Genomic DNA, 16,039 nt, shown 5'->3' with positions numbered 1-16,039 from the left:
CAGTGCGCTCCGCTTCCCCCCGGGAAGGCCTCTTATCTTCTATATTATATCCCAATTCTATCCCGATTCACTCAGCGCTGCACTCTGGCTCCCGCTCCTCCCATGACGGCCTCCACCTCTTTCCTTCTCGCCATGCTGGTGTCTCCCGGCGTGGTCATGGCCAGGGCGCCGTGCGCCGCCCCGTAATTTACGGCAAGCTCCGCGTCTCCGCTCGTCATAAGGCCGTAGATAAGACCGGAGGCAAAGGAATCCCCTCCGCCGACGCGATCCATGATCTCCAATCCCTTATAGTCCTTTGCCTTATAGATTTTGCCCTCCGCCCAGCAAAGCGCAGACCAGTCATTGACCGTCGCCGTTCGGACCGTGCGGAGCGTCGTCGCGACCGCCTTGAAATTCGGATAGCTCTTCGCCGCCTCAGAGATCATCTTCCGGTAGCCCTCGATATTGAGCTCCTTTAAGGACTCGTCCTGCCCCTCGATCCGGAATCCGAGGCAGGCCGTGAAATCCTCTTCGTTTCCGATCATGACATCGACATACTTCGCGACCTCGCGGTTCACCTCCTGCGCCTTTTCCTGCCCTCCGATCGCGGACCACATGGAGGGACGATAGTTCAGGTCATAGGATACGATGGTCCCATATTTTTTCGCCGCCTTGATCGCGGCGATGACGGTCTCCGAGGCCTGCTCGGAGAGAGCCGCATAGATCCCGCCCGTGTGGAACCAGCGCACACCGAGCTCTCCGAAAATGTGATCAAAGTCAAAATCCTCCGGCTTTGCCTTGGAAATCGCGGTGTTTGCGCGGTCAGAGCAGCCCTTCGCGCCGCGGATCCCGAAGCCTCTCTCCGTAAAATTCAGCCCGTTTCTGCAAACCCGCCCTATGCCGTCCGTCGGCATCCAGCGAAGCAAAGAGGTGTCCACGCCGCCCTGTAATATGAAGTCCTCCACGAGATAACCGATCTCGTTCTCCGCAAGAGCGGTGATCACCGCGGTCTTAAGACCGAAGCACCTGCGGAGGCCGCGGACGACATTGTACTCTCCTCCCCCCTCCCAGGCCCGGAAGGAACGGGCCGTGCGGATCCTGCCCTCTCCCGGGTCCAGGCGGAGCATTACCTCCCCCAGTGAAACCGCATCGAATTTACAATCCTTCGCATCTCTCAGGTCCAGCTTCATTCTTCCCTCCATTTATGCTTTCTCAGTCTCCGCGTCCCGCGCTCCCGGCCCGGAAAAGGTCCCTATATGAAGCGGCAAATGCCGTTTCCGTAAGCGCTTACATCCGTGGAGATATTATAGCACAGGAAGGGCAGAGAGTCCACCGGAGCGGATATCACTTGGCTCCAGCGTCATAGTGACTCTTGTTGTGTCAGGATGCAATTTTATCTGTCCTTTTCCAGTTCAGTTACTCGAATAGTCCTCATGCCTTACCCCTTTCCGGTGCACATGCGTCTATCACATTCTGGTAGCACTGGCGCGTCTTTTCATCATAGCAACTCATTACCACAGTCATTCCGTAATCGGGGTTATCAGACAGCCAGTTTGATACCGTCGTAAGAGCGATAGCTGCGGCTTCCTGCTTGGGATAGCCATAAGCGCCTGTTGATATCGCAGGAAAAGCAATAGTGTGGAGATCGTGTTCCTTCGCCAGTTCCAGAGAATTGTAATAGCAGTTCTTAAGCAGTCTCTCACAATCCGGCTTTTTCTTCGGGTTATACCTCGGGCCGACTGTATGGATAACATAATTGGCTTTCAGAAGCCAGCCTCCCGTAATCTTTGCCTCGCCGACTTCGCATCCGTTCAACTTCCTGCATTCCTCGAGAAGTCCGGGGCCAGCCGCCCTGTGTATAGCTCCGTCCACACCGCCTCCGCCGAGGAGTGATTTATTGGCAGCGTTTACAATTGCCTCCACATCAATTTTTGTAATATCGCCGACATCAAAATAGATGTGATTTTCCGGTTTGTTCGCTTCAAGAATGACATTGATCAGCTGTTTCGTAAGCTGGAAGGAAGTACCCCAGGGGTTAATGATTATCCCTTCCTCGCTCATGTCCCTGCAGCCCTTGAGCATTGAGCCGATAAAGTTTGAGATAATTGAACTGCTTTCACCCTTTTCGTATTCCTCCCTGCTCGTGAATACTGCGAGCCACGACTTTCCGTCAGTCGTCTGCACATGCTGCAGCTTGAAATGCAGATCTTCCTCGCTGGTGACGGTATCTCCAACCTTAACGCTGTCAATGTCTATCATGTCTATGGCAGCCTGTGGAGGGATGACCGGGATCATAAAATGTCCGTCCTCCTGCATCCTCCTGCGGATTGCTTCCAGAACACCTACCAGATTTTTCTTTGTCTGCTCCTCTCTAAATTGCTCAATCGCTTCTTCAATAATTACATTTCCATCAAGATACGGATCTTGTGAATCGTCTTGTCTTCCCCTTGTCACATCAAAACGATTTAACACGGTGAGCATATCCTCGGGCAGCCTTGCAGTGCATTCTGTCTCAAACCATACCGGAATGCCGTAAAAAGCTTCCGCAATCCCTCCGGCGATGCAGGTCAGGGTATCGGAGTCACCGCCAAGGGAAACAACCGTTCGAATAACATCCTCAAAGTTTTCTCCCTCGAGGAAAGCTGTTATCGCTTCCGGCACAGTCTGCTGGCAAGTCTCTACGTGATGATATGTCAGCCTTATCTTATCGCAGGTGCGGGACAGGTCGTAGTCAAATTCCCTGACAATATAATCCTTTATTTCATCTTTCGGGCTGCCGTTCCTCGCAAGGAAGATAGCGACCGCAGTCGCCTCGGCTCCTTTTATCCCTTCTGGATGGTTGTGCGTAACTTCAGCCGTCAGCCTCGCATAATGTCTTGTTTCTTCAATAGTTTCATAGAGCCACCCGGCAGAGGACACTCTCATCGCGGAGCCGTTTCCAAAACTCCCGTAAGGCTGTGGATCGTCACTATGAAGCCAGCCTATGAACATCCCGCCATAACCGGCATAGGGATATTTCCTTCCCCATTTCTGCATGGAATGCACAAGGGCATTCTTCACCTCGTCATCGGACTTTCCTTCAGAATCCATAAGGGCTTCCGCCACAGCTATGGTCATTACTGAATCATCCGTGAACTGAGTCCCCTCTGAAAAGAGCGGGAAGTCCTTCGTCTTGTTTCCTCTGTCAAATTCGTATGGCGCACCTATCATGTCGCCCAGTATAGCTCCGTACATTTTGCTTCCTCCTTTTCCTTTGATACCGCAAGTATAAAGAAGTCTGGATCGCGGAAACCTTGAAGCCCTGCTTGTCTCCGGTGTCCACACAGTAGATGTTCTTTGTGATGAAGATGGATGTCCCATCAAACAATAGTGTTGAACCGGGCATAACCTGATCGCGCATAAACGCATCCAGCCTGTCCTGCTTTGAACCGAGCTCAGACACAAACCTTCTTACGGAGTTCTCCGAAACTGCGATGTCTGCACAGATGTCGCTCATGTAGGAATATTGCGGTCAAGCATCCTCACATTCCAGTTTTCATGGGCGGCTTCGTTCATATACCAAACTCTGGCATCCTCATCCGGAACTCGCAAAAGACTGCGAAAATGCGTCCAGGTCAGATTGTGAACGCACGAGTTCACAATCTCAATATCCGGAAAACACTGATAAAACTTGCGAAAATACTGAAGATTTCTTTTGGAGTAACTTTTTCCGTATTCTTTGGTCAGTTCTGCCGCCAGTGCATCCATCATGGCTGCACCGTATTCGGCTCGCTGATTGCCGTTCTGCTCCTGTTCTACAATGCGTCTTCCCACATTCCAGTATGTTATTACCATTGCACAGCTAGTGGCATTGTATGCACTTTCCATGCCGGAGGAAATAATGCCCTTTACATCATCAATAACCGATCGGTAAATTGTAAGCTTATCAGAAGGATTGAAACTCTTATATCCGCGTAATGCCAAGCTTTAAACTTCATACTTAAAATATATGCTCAAGGCCTCGGGAATTCAAGCTGATCTAAAACGATGCAGGCGAGATTTCCGTTGAGAGAGGGCTGCAGCACAGAGTAAAAAGAAATTGTTTTTTTGCCGGAAACGAAGTATGCTGAAAACACGCTTTATTTCAGGCATTTTTCGTTTAAAAGTCGATCTCACGCGCTGAGTTTCGGATGTAGAGAATGATGAGATTTTCGCAGAGAATAATGAGATTTCACCGAAGGAAATCGAAGGAACAGGGATAAGAAATGACACCGCTCAAGATTATGAAGACCGTATCTGCCGCCAGCTTTATCGCTCTGGCAAGTGCATTGCTGCTGTATCATTTGACGATGAGCGATATCTTCAGAACACTGGCCATCGTCTTTGGCACTATCTTTTACCACTTCTTCGTGCGGCTCGTTCTTGGGATCTTCATCGATAAGGCCAAGCAAAACCGCGCGAATATCATGCGAAGCTGGTACCGGATTCGCCCGTGGGAACGAAGGTTTTACCGGTGTATCGGCGTCAGGAAATGGAAGGACAAGATGCCCACTTCCTTCCCGGAGTACTTCAATCTGCGAAAGCACAGCCTGGAGGAGCTCGCCCAGGTGACGTGCCAGGCGGAAATCATCCACGAGAGCAATGTACTGATCAGCGTGAGCGCGCTCCTCGGTGCGATACCGTTTGGCATGCTCTGGTTCTTTGTCTTAAGTTCGCTTGCCTCCGGCTGCTTTGACATGATTTTTGTTGTGATGCAGCGCTACAACCGGAGCCGGCTGATATCGCTCCTTGAGAGACAGCGCGCCCTCCCTATTCCGCCGAAAAAAATCGATTGACTCTGCCCGTGTTTTCCTTCGTCCATGCTCCACTCCAGGAAAGTCTTCCCTTATCCAGAAAAAGCAGATAATTGCAGCACTCCCGCAGGAGCTCGGGATCATGGGTAATGAGAAACACAGTCTTTCCCTCCCTGCCCAGGCGCTTCAGGAGTTCTGAGACCTCCAGCATGTGCAGATAGTCCAGCCCGCTCGTCGGCTCGTCGAAAAGCAGCAGATCCCTGTCAGCCGCAATCGCGCTGCCGATCGCCACCCTCTGCTTCTGTCCGCCGGACAGGGACATAGGATGCAGCTCCTGAAGCTCCGTGAGGTTCAGATCGCGAAGAATTTCCTCTGCCCTCTGCTTCGCAGCTTCCCCCTCTTCTTTCATGCTGAGAAGGATTTCCTCCAGCACACTCTCCGTAAAAAGCTGATGATTCACATCCTGCATCACCATATAACTGCATTTCCGCCGCTTCTTCGAAGAGAATTCCTTTCCCTTATAATGGAGGCTTCCCCTCACCCCTTTTTCGAGTCCGCAGATCACATTTGCGAGAGTCGACTTCCCCGCGCCGTTATATCCTAAGACTCCGACGATCGCACCATAGGGAATCTGCATTTCCGGAATGTCCAGAAACTCGTTTTTCCCATAGGAAAAGGAGAGTCCGGTAAAGCGAAGGGCATCTTCCTCGCACAGCTTATCCTCTTTCACCTCGAAGTGAATCGGCTTCTGGGAGCGAAGTCCCTTCTGATGCAGTTCTCTCTCATCCATATTCCGGAATTCTTCTACAGACAGGTCCCGGATGATTCTTCCCTTCTCCATGTAAATCACCCGATCGATGAGATCCATGAGATAATACAGGCGATGTTCGGCAATGATAACGGTCTTCCCCTGCGTTTTCCACTGCCGGATCACCTCCTTCAGATCGGCGATCGTACGAAGATCCAGATTGGAGGAGGGCTCATCTAGGATAAAGATTTCCGGCTGCATCGCTGCGACAGAAGCGCAGGCGATCCTCTGCTTCTCTCCGCCGGACAGCGCGAAGAGATTCCGATCCAGCAGCGATTCCATGTGCAGATCCCTCGCGACCCGCCCGATCCGCCGATACATCTCTTCTCGCTCTACCCCGGTATTTTCACAGCCGAAGGCGATTTCACTGCTGGAATCCACGCTGAAAAACTGAGAGCGCGGATTTTGAAAAACAGAACCGATTTTCTGTGAAAGCTCATATAGGCTGAGACCGGAAGAGTCTGTACCGTCAATCAAGAGCTTCCCCCGCAGATCCCCGGGATAGTATGCCGGCGCCAGCCCGTTTATCAGCCGTGTGATCGTCGTCTTTCCACAGCCGGAGGCACCGCAGAGCATGAGAACTTGTCCCGATGGAATCTCCAGATTGATATCATAGACCCCGGCGCTTCGCTCTATGCTATTGTATTCAAAGGAGACATCCTTTAATGCAATCATATCTCTACACTCTTTCCATCAGCGTCCATAGAATCAAAACACCCGTCAGAACCGCAATTCCCGCGTCGCAAATCCCAAAATGAGGCTTCAAAAGACAAGTTCTTTTCTTGGGTCCCCCAAGTCCTCTTGAGAGGGCTGCCGCAGAAAGTTCATCTCCGATCTTCGCCACGGACATCATCAGCGGGATTACTCTGTATTCCAGAATCATCGTCGGGTTTTTCCAGAATTTTGCCGCTCCGAAACGAATTCCCCGCATCCGCATGGCGTTTCCGATCGAACGGTTTTCCTCTCTCAGGGTCGGGACGAAGCGGAAGACGACGGAAACCGGAATGATGAATGATTCCGGGATATGCCAGAGCTCCATTGCGGATATAAATTCATTCGGCTTTGTCGACTTGATGATGTAATAGCCGAACATAAATACCGGAAAGAAGCGAAAGATCAGTTCACTGAGCAGTCCCAGAAGCATGGCAGGCAGATACGGAAATCCCATCCTTCTGTCAAATTCTTTTGCCAGTACTGCCGCGATGAACAGCCCGCCATAGATCCATGCCGGGCGATACTGACGATCGGACAGAAGCAATAGAATCGGAATGAGAACAAGGATGGAGTTCAGCGGAAGATTCTCATGAAGCAGGAAGAGCAGAGTGGCGAGCACAAACAGAAAGAGAAGCTTCGTGCGCGGATCAAGATACAGACCCCTGTGCTTTGGCGGCCGATACAGCAGATTCTCTTCCATTTATGCAATCCCCGCTCTTTCAAAGTGTTTTTTCAGCATTTTTCTGCCAAGCAGTGCGCCAAGGCTCGAGGAGACGAGAATGATGCCGATTCCCGCAATCCCCATCCAGGACGGCATATACTTTTGAAGCCCCGCCACGTATTCGTCTCCCATAGCATCCCGAACTTGCTCCATATAAGTCGCCGTCAAAAGCCACATAGGCGCAGCGCAGCCGATCATTCCGCAGGAAAAGATCCAATATCCTATTATGTCAAACTGAAAGCTCTTGTATTTCCCCAATCGGAACAGCAGATCTGCCAGCAATCCTGCCGCAATATATGTCAGCGCAGGGATCCAGGTATAGCCCATCAGATACCAGAATACGGCGAGAATGACTCCCATGATCGAAACCATCCCGAACTTCTCCACCTTGGTCAGGAAGAGCATAAACGGAATCCCGGTTAAGATAGGGGACAAGAGGTATTCCAGCGGGTACAGAAACGGTATCGCGTTCAGCATTCCAACCGCGAAGAATACAACGAGGTACATCGCGGTATAGATCCCGACATGAATCAGATCCTTCGCATTTAAGTTTTTGCTTTGCATTCCAGCTGCCTCCTTGAGTTGATATTGTTTGCCTGTGTCCATGCCATGGCTTACGCCCATACCATAGTGCCATTCACAAAGGCACACAAAAGATAACATTGATTGCACACTTAGTTATCAATGTCTCAAAAAATATGCCGCCCCAAGCGGCAAGATCAAATTCGAAGGATTCTCCTCCAGCCCGCGGAAAAAAATTCCGACAGACTTCGTGCCGAATCCAATGCCTCTTCCCGGCTGAAGTCATGTAAAACCATTTCGAAAAGACAGGCATAGTATGCATGCAGAATCATGTGCAGCTCCTGCCCGGCAATGCGATGATATGGAACGGACTTCTGATCCAGCAGATCAAACATACGATAAGTGCTTCTGAGCTCGCGCTCAACCAGCCAGTCGATATAATCGCTGTACTTCGTTCCGCCGGAACAGCAGAGAATCAGCTTGAATTCCTCGAAATGCGCATAAATATAGCGAATGAAGGCCGTAATGGTTTCGGAAGATACCCTCCAGACCTCCTCTGTATTTCCTGCGTCGATAAAATCAAAACATTCCTCCTCTGCCCTGTCGAATTTCGTAAGGAGACCGTTCGCCGCTTCTTCTACCAGCGCAGCAAAAATGGAGGCTTTATCCTCAAAATGCCGGTAAAAAGCGCCCGTAGTGACACCGGCAGCCTTGCAAAGATCCCGAAGATTCGTCCGTTCATAGCCATTTTTTAAAAACAGCTTCTTTCCGCTTTCCAGTATCCTCTTATCTGTGATTTCATAGCTTCCACTTGCCATTCGTCTGCCTTCCGCTCCATGATTACTTTGTTATCATTTTAGTATTCAAAAAGTTAGCTGTCAATAACTAATTTTCTTACATCCCCGCGGACGCACAGCATCCGCAGTCCGGCCTCAAGTCTCTTATGTTGCTGATGCAACACAAGCTTTCCGGAAGCTGTGCTATAGTTTTATCGTCCGAAATCCCGCGTCGGAAAACGCGGCGGAGCGGACAATATCCGTATTGTTATCAATTTCAGGAGGAGGGAGCCCGCATTTCGGAGCTCTTCCGGAATTAGGAATGGAGGAATCTCTATGGCTAAAGTTTCCAAGGACATGCTGGTGGGGGAGCTCGTCAATACGCACCCCGAGCTGATCGATACCCTTTTGGATGTGGGGATGCACTGCCTCGGCTGCCCGAGCTCTCAGATGGAGTCTCTCGAGGACGCCTGTCTCGTGCACGGTCTCAATCCGAATGAGGTTCTCTCTTCCCTTAACAATAAGCTCGCAGAGCTGGAGGCATAAAATGAGCGCTTTTCTGGGGCCGATTCACTACTGGCTTTACCGAAAGATCCAGCTTCAGGAGGAGCTGATCGAAGCGCTCGCGGAGCTTTCGGAGAAGGATCACTGGGAGGAGATCTCGAAGGATGGGCTCAGGGAGCGCACGGTGCGAAGGGAGCTCCGTCCCCTGAACGAGCTCATCGATATCACAAATATTCACGGCTGGCTTCAGGAGCGGATCCAGGATGTGGAGGGACGCTATGCCCTCCTTGTCACGGCGCTGCTCAAAGCGGATCCCTCCCGGATCACGGCTTTGGAGGAGGAGGCCTTTCGCTTCGGAAAAGCCCATCAGCTCCCGGAGTCCTCGGACTTATCCGACGCCTACCGCGCCCTGGAGGACAGCCTTTTAAACGGCATGCCCTGCGACAGGGTCAATGTCCTGACAGAGCAAAGCGATGCATGCTTTTCCTGGGAGCAGACGGAGGATATCCACGCGGAATACTGGAAAGCGGTCGGGGGAGATCCGGAAAACTACTACCGCCTCCGCGAAAAGCTCATGGAGGGGATGCTGGACGGCTCCGGCATCCGCGTCCGGAGCGAGGATCAGATCCACTACAGCCTCACAAGAAGCGCATAAGGAGAGAGCATGTCCCACTACAGTATTGAACTCATGGTCAAGGAGCACAGCGAGATCGAGAGGATGCTCTTTGTCATCCGAAGGATCTGCCTGAAGCTCATGGACGGCGGGGAGGTCCCCGTCTCGGATCTCCGGGAGATCATCGACTTTGTCCGAAATTATGCGGATAAGCATCACCACGGCAAGGAGGAGAAGTTTCTCTTCCCTCTCATGGTGGAGAAGATGGGGAGGATCGCCGATAATCTCGTGACCCACGGCATGCTGGTCGAGCACGACCTCGGAAGGGGGGATATCCTCTGTCTGGAGAATGCTCTCCGGGAATACGAGGAAAAGCAAAGTCCGGAGCTGAAGCTGGACATCCTCTCCTATGCCATGGCCTATGCGCATCTCCTGCAGCTCCATGTCGAGAAGGAAAACAGCGTCGTCTACCCCTTTGCGGAGCGCCAGCTCTCGGAGGAGGATCTTTGCACAGTCGATGAGAAGAGCCGCGCCTTTGAGGAGGAGCAGGAAAAGCTCGGCGTACAGGAGCGCTTCCTCTCCCTTCTTGACCGCATGGAGGAGCGCTACGGTATCCTGAAAAAAGACTGATTCCTATCTCTTCAGCACAAAGGTATTCCGGTCGAAGTCGATGACGCCCTCCTTTCGCAGGGCGGAGAGCTCCCTCGTCATTGCGCTTCGATTGGTGCAGAGGAACTGCGCCATATCCGTGCGGCTCAGCTCCAGCGTGATATACTTTGATTTTTGCTTCTGCGCCTGCAGGGAGAGATAGGTCAGGATTTTCTCCCGGAGACTTCCCTGCGAGGTGACTTCGATCTTTTCCATGAGCTGCGTATTCTTTCTTCCGATCAGATCAAAGAGGTTTTCGATCAGTCGGTAGTGAAAGCTGCATTGATTCTTGCACACATGGATCGCCCTCTCATAGGCGAGAAAGAGCACCTCCGCATTGCTTCCCGCAAGGAAGCTCACATATTCCTCCTCATTTCCCGCCCGCACGCCGGTGGATTCCCCGAAGATATCCCCCATGGACATATAGGTGAGCAGGGTCTCATTTCCCCAGACATCTGTCTTCAGCATATGGATATTTCCTTTAAGGACGACACCGACATAATGCGTCTCCCCCTGCCCGAGCCGGATTTGTTCCCCCTTTCGATAGGAGCGGACATAGCTTTTCATACAATAGAGGAGAGCATCCATATTTTCCGGTTCGATCCCCTCAAAGAGGGGAATGTCCCGATAGGGGATCCCCCTGTGCTCCTTCTTTTCTTCCATAACGCAACTCTCCTTTCCGGCGGAGTGCGCCCCATGCGCTTCCCTCCGCAAAAGCTCTCTGCATAAAGCGATCCCCGGAATTCCTCCCTGTCCGGAGAAGTCGATAGCCTCCATGCCTTAATTCCTAAATTCCTTAATGCCTCGATGTCTCATTGTCCCATCGTCTCATTGTCTCGATATCTCAATGTCTCAATATCTCAAGCAAGATTTTTTCAAAAAGTTTAACATGATTCTGTTGCTTCTGCAACGCATCCGCCGCTTTGGATCTTATATGATGGATAAGTCCCGTCAGGAGCCAAATGCGGAGCGGAGCGGCAGGCAGGCATGCGAATGCCCCTTTAGTCGTGAGCTTTTGTTCCCGCGAATGGGAGCTCCCCTTTGGCAGCGGATTATTTATTTCAGGAGAATCAGGAGGACAAGTATGGATCAGAAAATGTTTTGTTTCCAGTGTCAGGAGACAGCGGGCGGCAAGGGCTGTACCGTTCAGGGCGTCTGCGGCAAGAAATTCGATGTGGCCGCCATGCAGGATCTCCTCATCTATGCGACCAAGGGGCTCAGCGCTGTGACAACTGCCCTCCGCGCCGCGGGGGAGGAGATCCCCGCCGAGGTCAATCACATCGTGACGATGAATCTCTTCATCACGATCACCAACGCAAACTTCGATAAGGAGATGATCCGTTCCAGGGTCCGGGAGACGCTTTCCCAGAGGGACAGGCTTCGCGCAAAGCTCGCCGATCCCTCCCGTCTCCCCGCGGCCGCGAGGGAAGAGATCGGAGAGAACGAGTATGAGGAGAAGGCGAAGGAGGTCGGCGTCCTCTCCACAAAGGATGAGGACATCCGTTCTCTCCGCGAGCTCATCACCTATGGTCTGAAGGGGCTTTCCGCCTATACCAAGCACGCGAACGCGCTCCTCAAGGAGGACCCGGAGCTGGATGCCTTCCTGCAGAGCGCCCTCGCGAAGACTCTGGATGACAGCCTCTCTGTCGATGATCTCGTATCTCTCACACTGGAGACCGGAAAGTACGGCGTGCAGGGCATGGCCGATCTCGACAGCGCAAATACCGGCGCCTACGGAAATCCCGAGATCACGGAGGTCAATATCGGAGTCAGAAAGAACCCGGGTATCCTGATCTCCGGCCACGATCTCCGGGACCTCGAGATGCTGCTCGAGCAGACGGAGGGGACGGGAATCGATGTCTATACCCATTCCGAGATGCTTCCGGCCCATTACTATCCCTTCTTCAAGAAGTATAAGCACTTCGCGGGCAACTACGGCAATGCCTGGTGGAAGCAGAAGGAGGAGTTCGAGAGCTTCAACGGCCCGATCCTCATGACCACAAACTGTCTCGTCCCGCCGAAGGACAGCTATAAGGACAGGGTATGGACGACCGGCTGCGTCGGCTTCCCCGGCTTAAAGCACATCGACGCCCCCTACGGCGAGAAGAAGGACTTCTCCCCGATCATCGAGCAGGCCAGGCACTGCGCCGCTCCGACTGAGATCGAGCACGGCACGATCGTCGGCGGCTTCGCGCATGAGCAGGTCTTCGCGCTCGCGGACAAGGTCGTGGAGGCTGTGAAGTCCGGCGCGATCCGGAAGTTCTTCGTCATGGCGGGCTGCGACGGCCGCATGAAGTCGAGAGACTACTATACGGAGTTCGCAAAGGCACTTCCGAAGGACGCCGTGATCCTGACCGCCGGCTGCGCGAAGTATAAGTACAACAAGCTTCCCCTCGGGGATATCGGCGGGATTCCGAGGGTCCTGGATGCGGGCCAGTGCAACGATTCCTATTCTCTCGCCCTGATCGCTCTGAAGCTCAAGGAGGTCTTCGGCCTTAACAGCGTAAACGAGCTTCCGATCGCCTACAACATCGCCTGGTACGAGCAAAAGGCCGTCATCGTACTGCTCGCGCTCCTCTACCTCGGTGTGAAGAATATCCACCTCGGACCGACGCTCCCCGCCTTCCTCTCTCCGAATGTCGCGAAGGTGCTGGTCGAGAACTTCGGCATCGCGGGAATCGGATCGGTGGATGAGGACCTCCGCCTCTTCCTGGGAGAAAGCGCCTGAGAAGCTCTCATCCGATAGCTCCATCCTCCGGAAAGCGCCTAAAGGAAAGGCAGAATCCCCGCCGGGAAAAGGGCGGCTGCAGCCTCTGAGGGATCAAAGACAGCGATAGCCCGTGGGGGATGAGAGGAGAGAGTGCGATAGACAAAATTCAAAGGGGAGAGAGGCGGAATCCGCCCTCTCCCCTTGTGGAATTAAAAGCCCTTAATGATTGACGGAGCAAAAAGGCCGCTCGGCAGAGCTTTGAAACTGTGATTTTAATGTCCGGATGCCGCGCGGCGGGGAGGTATTTATGCTGTATGATCCAAAAAGCTGTCCCTGCCGGCGGAGGGGCTGCCCCAGATACCGGAACTGCGAGGCCTGCCTCTCCCATCACCGCGCGGATGCCCGCTTTCCCCTGACCGCCTGCGAACGTCTTGAGAGAAAGAAAAAGGGGAAAGGAAAAGAAGAAAAAGCAGAGATCCCTACCGGAAAGATCCTTACAGGAAAACGGAATGAGAGAAGAAAGAAGGGAGAACAGCGATGAAGCATAGCCTGAAAATCAAGAGAATCTATGAAGAGGCCTCGCCCGAGGATGGCTTTCGGATTCTGACGGACCGGCTCTGGCCGCGGGGCATCAGCAAGGAGAGAGCGGAAATCGATCTCTGGGCAAAGGAGATCACCCCTTCTACTCCACTCCGGAAGTGGTTCGGACACAAGGCGGAAAACTTCGAGGACTTCGGTAAGTCCTACCGGAGGGAGCTCGACGAAAATCCCTCCTCAGAGCCCTTTGTGAGGAGGGTCGCCGCGGAGCTCGAAAAGGGAAATGTGACGCTCCTCTATGCGGCAAAGGATCCAAGCTGTAATCACGCCCTGATCCTGCAATCCTGGCTGGAAGGAAGGCTCAGCATATAAGCTCCCGCTCTCTTCCCATCAGGCGCTGAGCTCCGCCGATCCGTCCCTTTCGGCGGAGAGCGGCTGAAATCCCAGCTCCCGGAAAAGCTCCGGCACGGTATACATCCGTTTTAACCTGCCGACATTGGAGCCCGTGAAAAAGAGCCCTTCCTCATAATTTCCCTTCACCGCTTCAATGAGCGCCTTTGTGATGCAGTAGGGCACGACCCCGGGATCACAGCTTTTGATGCAGCGGGAGCAGCGCTTCGGCGCGACCCTCCCCTCTCTTTCGATCCTTCGAAGGAGCGGCGAATCCACCGCTCTCCCGGGCATCCCCACCGGGCTGTGGATGATGCGGAGATCCGAGGCCTCCGCCCGGAGCAAAACCTCCTTATAGGCCCGGCTCGCATCGCACTCCTCCGTCGCGATGAAGCGGGTGGCCATCTGAACTCCGGCCGCACCCAGAGAGAGGAAGTGCCGGATATCCTTCCCGTCCCAGATCCCTCCCGCGCAAAAGATCGGGATGCTCCGGCCCGCCCTCTCCTCATAGGGGCGGATCGCCTCTCTCACCTCCGGAAGGATTTCCTCCAGCTTCCTGCAGCTCCCGGAGAGGAGCTCTTTTTCTTTGAAGCCGAGATGTCCTCCCGCCTCCGATCCCTCGATCACGATAAAATCCGCTCTTCTTCCGTATTTTTGTTCCCAGACCTTCGAGATGAGAGCCGCTGCCCTGCCGCTCGACACGATCGGAGCGATGAGCGCTGATCCCTCCTCCACAAGCTCCGGGAGATTCAGGGGGAGTCCGGCGCCGGAGATCACCGCGTCGATGCCGGCCTCCACCGCACTTCGCACCGCCCGGTCGTACTGCTGCGTCGCAACCATCGCATTGACCGCGAGGAGTCCCCTTCCTCCGGATCTCTCTCTCGCTTCCCGGATCTCTTTTTGCAAAGCCCGGAGATTAGCTTCCTCCGGATGCCGGAAAAAGTCCGCCTCCCGATAGCCGCAGTCCGCTGTGCTGATGCAGCCCATCCCGCCGCAGGACGCCACTGCGCCGGAGAGGCGCTCCAGAGAAACGCCGACGCCCATCCCCCCCTGAATGAGAGGAATCGTAAGTTCTCTTCCGTGAATGGAAAGGAGTCCTGTCTCTGCCATTGTTCTGCCTCCTCGCTCTCTCCCCGTTTTCATTCCTTAAAAATTTTTAAGTACTTTTCGAGAGCCATATTACTCCATCCCGGAATCTGTGTCAAGTAGTTTTAAAAACTATATACTGGTCCCGCCCGGCCGCTGTTCCGTCTGAAGACAGTCCGACTGCCGCTCCGGTGCTCAGTGACTCAGTGATTTACGAAACCATGTCGCTAAGTGCCAAAGCCGCAGCCCCTATAGCAGCAGCATTCTATTTTGCATCAGACAGACAAATACAGGGACAGAAAAAATCAGTGGAACTCTCAGAAAGCTCCAGGACAGAAAGCGGCAAAGCAGAAACGGAAAGGCAAAAACGAAAAGGGCAGAAATGAAAGGACAGAAACGAAAGGAGGCTGTCGCAATAGAGTGTTGCGACAGCCCTCACGAATCGGTGAAAATCCGGCCTTGATGGCCGGATTTTTCCGATTTCAGGTATGTTTTTTACATGTTTCTTGATTCGGCAAACGTCAACTAAAGCCGCTCATTGAATAAGCGCCTTCTCCTGATCTGTGTTTTGAATGGCCTTGATTATGAAGCTTTCAGTTCGGTCAAGAACTGGCCTGTCCGGCCTCCCTGGATCTTAAAATGAAGCTTGTTGATGTTGTAGGCAATGGCCAAAAGAACGCTCTGGGCCAGCACATTTTCTTTCCCCCGGTAAAGATACCGCCGGAAGTTCATATCTTCTTTTATAACGGCAAAGCTGCCTTCAGCCTGAATGCTCCGGTTCATTCGGAGCTGAGTCCCGTATTCCGTTGTGATCCTCTCCAGCGTTTCCTGTCGCTTTTGCTTCATCACTTTGGAGATACTAAGACGCTTGTTCCGCTCCTCCATTGGAGTCTTGCAGTTGTTGCCGTGGATGCATTTATCTTTATAAGGACATCTCTGACAGCTTTCACATTCGTATACAGTCACAGTACTGACATAGCCGTTACGGTTCTTACTGTGCCGGTCATAGATCGCTTTGAGCTTCCTTCCGTTTGAACATAGATATTCATCCGTCTCAGAATCATACGTCATGTTCTCTCTGCGGCTGATATCCTGGCGGTATTTCCGTGTCTTTGAGATCTCATAATTCTGCGGCTTCAAATAGGATTCCTGCCCATTCTGTTCCAGAAAAACATAGGCTTCTTCACTTTCATATCCGGCGTCCGCAACGATTTCCTTGTATTGAAACGAAAGATGGCTCTCCATGTCTTTTAAGAACG

16 protein-coding genes and 1 pseudogene are annotated in these 16,039 nt (G+C 52.8%); 6 read left to right on the top strand and 11 right to left on the bottom strand.

Annotation, left to right across the window (positions count from 1 at the left end; translation table 11 throughout):
• Positions 1-71: 71 nt before the first annotated feature.
• The 4 genes and pseudogenes from GCWU000341_RS01210 to GCWU000341_RS01200 all read right to left on the bottom strand — a co-directional run bounded on the left by GCWU000341_RS01210 (position 72) and on the right by GCWU000341_RS01200 (position 3,942).
• Positions 72-1,169, bottom strand: a complete 1,098-nt coding sequence (locus tag GCWU000341_RS01210; RefSeq protein ID WP_040653161.1) for a sugar kinase — start codon at positions 1,167-1,169, stop codon at positions 72-74.
• 241 nt (positions 1,170-1,410) lie between these two features.
• On the bottom strand, positions 1,411-1,938 hold the full coding sequence (locus tag GCWU000341_RS14300; protein ID WP_242651608.1) for an O-acetyl-ADP-ribose deacetylase: 528 nt from the start codon (positions 1,936-1,938) through the stop codon (positions 1,411-1,413).
• Positions 1,939-1,986: 48 nt separating this feature from the next.
• Positions 1,987-3,213: pseudogene (locus GCWU000341_RS13855) on the bottom strand (ADP-ribosylglycohydrolase family protein); the annotation flags it as partial.
• 258 nt (positions 3,214-3,471) lie between these two features.
• On the bottom strand, positions 3,472-3,942 hold the full coding sequence (locus GCWU000341_RS01200; RefSeq protein ID WP_242651588.1) for a DUF1016 N-terminal domain-containing protein: 471 nt from the start codon (positions 3,940-3,942) through the stop codon (positions 3,472-3,474).
• Between the two features lie 281 nt (positions 3,943-4,223).
• Between GCWU000341_RS01200 and GCWU000341_RS01195 the strand changes: the two genes are divergently transcribed.
• Positions 4,224-4,793, top strand: a complete 570-nt coding sequence (locus GCWU000341_RS01195) for a hypothetical protein (RefSeq protein WP_009213833.1) — start codon at positions 4,224-4,226, stop codon at positions 4,791-4,793.
• Here GCWU000341_RS01195 and GCWU000341_RS01190 read toward each other — a convergent pair.
• The 4 genes from GCWU000341_RS01190 to GCWU000341_RS01175 all read right to left on the bottom strand — a co-directional run bounded on the left by GCWU000341_RS01190 (position 4,768) and on the right by GCWU000341_RS01175 (position 8,334).
• A complete protein-coding gene (locus GCWU000341_RS01190) occupies positions 4,768-6,234 on the bottom strand; it encodes an ABC transporter ATP-binding protein (RefSeq protein WP_009213832.1) in 1,467 nt (488 codons plus the stop codon). The genes GCWU000341_RS01195 and GCWU000341_RS01190 overlap by 26 nt on opposite strands.
• A 4-nt stretch (positions 6,235-6,238) precedes the next feature.
• A complete protein-coding gene (locus tag GCWU000341_RS01185) occupies positions 6,239-6,973 on the bottom strand; it encodes an energy-coupling factor transporter transmembrane component T (RefSeq protein ID WP_009213831.1) in 735 nt (244 codons plus the stop codon).
• Positions 6,974-7,558, bottom strand: coding sequence for an MptD family putative ECF transporter S component (locus tag GCWU000341_RS01180; RefSeq protein WP_036599390.1), 585 nt, complete (start codon positions 7,556-7,558; stop codon positions 6,974-6,976).
• A 155-nt stretch (positions 7,559-7,713) separates the two neighbouring features.
• Positions 7,714-8,334 (bottom strand): TetR/AcrR family transcriptional regulator, encoded by a 621-nt coding sequence (locus tag GCWU000341_RS01175; protein ID WP_009213829.1) that lies wholly within the window; start codon positions 8,332-8,334, stop codon positions 7,714-7,716.
• A 294-nt stretch (positions 8,335-8,628) separates the two neighbouring features.
• Between GCWU000341_RS01175 and GCWU000341_RS01170 the strand changes: the two genes are divergently transcribed.
• The 3 genes from GCWU000341_RS01170 to GCWU000341_RS01160 are packed head-to-tail and all read left to right on the top strand — an operon-like array spanning position 8,629 to position 10,039.
• Positions 8,629-8,838, top strand: a complete 210-nt coding sequence (locus GCWU000341_RS01170) for a DUF1858 domain-containing protein (RefSeq protein ID WP_009213827.1) — start codon at positions 8,629-8,631, stop codon at positions 8,836-8,838.
• A 1-nt stretch (position 8,839) separates the two neighbouring features.
• Entirely contained in the window at positions 8,840-9,451 is a 612-nt protein-coding gene (locus tag GCWU000341_RS01165; RefSeq protein WP_009213826.1) for a hypothetical protein, read from the top strand.
• Between the two features lie 9 nt (positions 9,452-9,460).
• Positions 9,461-10,039 (top strand): hemerythrin domain-containing protein, encoded by a 579-nt coding sequence (locus tag GCWU000341_RS01160; protein WP_009213825.1) that lies wholly within the window; start codon positions 9,461-9,463, stop codon positions 10,037-10,039.
• 3 nt (positions 10,040-10,042) lie between these two features.
• Here the strand turns inward: GCWU000341_RS01160 and GCWU000341_RS01155 are convergent, their stop codons facing one another.
• Positions 10,043-10,720, bottom strand: a complete 678-nt coding sequence (locus tag GCWU000341_RS01155) for a Crp/Fnr family transcriptional regulator (RefSeq protein ID WP_155812556.1) — start codon at positions 10,718-10,720, stop codon at positions 10,043-10,045.
• 421 nt (positions 10,721-11,141) lie between these two features.
• Between GCWU000341_RS01155 and hcp the strand changes: the two genes are divergently transcribed.
• Both hcp and GCWU000341_RS01140 read left to right on the top strand, forming a co-directional pair.
• The gene (hcp, locus tag GCWU000341_RS01150) at positions 11,142-12,785 is read left to right on the top strand and encodes a hydroxylamine reductase (protein ID WP_040652857.1); all 1,644 of its coding nucleotides are present in this window, start codon (positions 11,142-11,144) and stop codon (positions 12,783-12,785) included.
• A 519-nt stretch (positions 12,786-13,304) separates the two neighbouring features.
• A complete protein-coding gene (locus GCWU000341_RS01140) occupies positions 13,305-13,676 on the top strand; it encodes a DUF488 domain-containing protein (protein WP_009213820.1) in 372 nt (123 codons plus the stop codon).
• Positions 13,677-13,694: 18 nt separating this feature from the next.
• Here the strand turns inward: GCWU000341_RS01140 and GCWU000341_RS01135 are convergent, their stop codons facing one another.
• Positions 13,695-14,804, bottom strand: coding sequence for an NAD(P)H-dependent flavin oxidoreductase (locus tag GCWU000341_RS01135; protein ID WP_009213819.1), 1,110 nt, complete (start codon positions 14,802-14,804; stop codon positions 13,695-13,697).
• Between the two features lie 558 nt (positions 14,805-15,362).
• Positions 15,363-16,039, bottom strand: a 677-nt coding sequence (locus tag GCWU000341_RS01130) for a transposase (protein WP_009213816.1), incomplete at its 5' end; no start/stop codon positions are given.

Source organism: Oribacterium sp. oral taxon 078 str. F0262, from assembly GCF_000160135.1.
GTDB lineage: Bacteria > Bacillota > Clostridia > Lachnospirales > Lachnospiraceae > Oribacterium.
The sequence above is the reverse complement of the archived record's forward strand: the minus strand, read 5'-3'. Positions and strand labels throughout refer to the sequence as shown.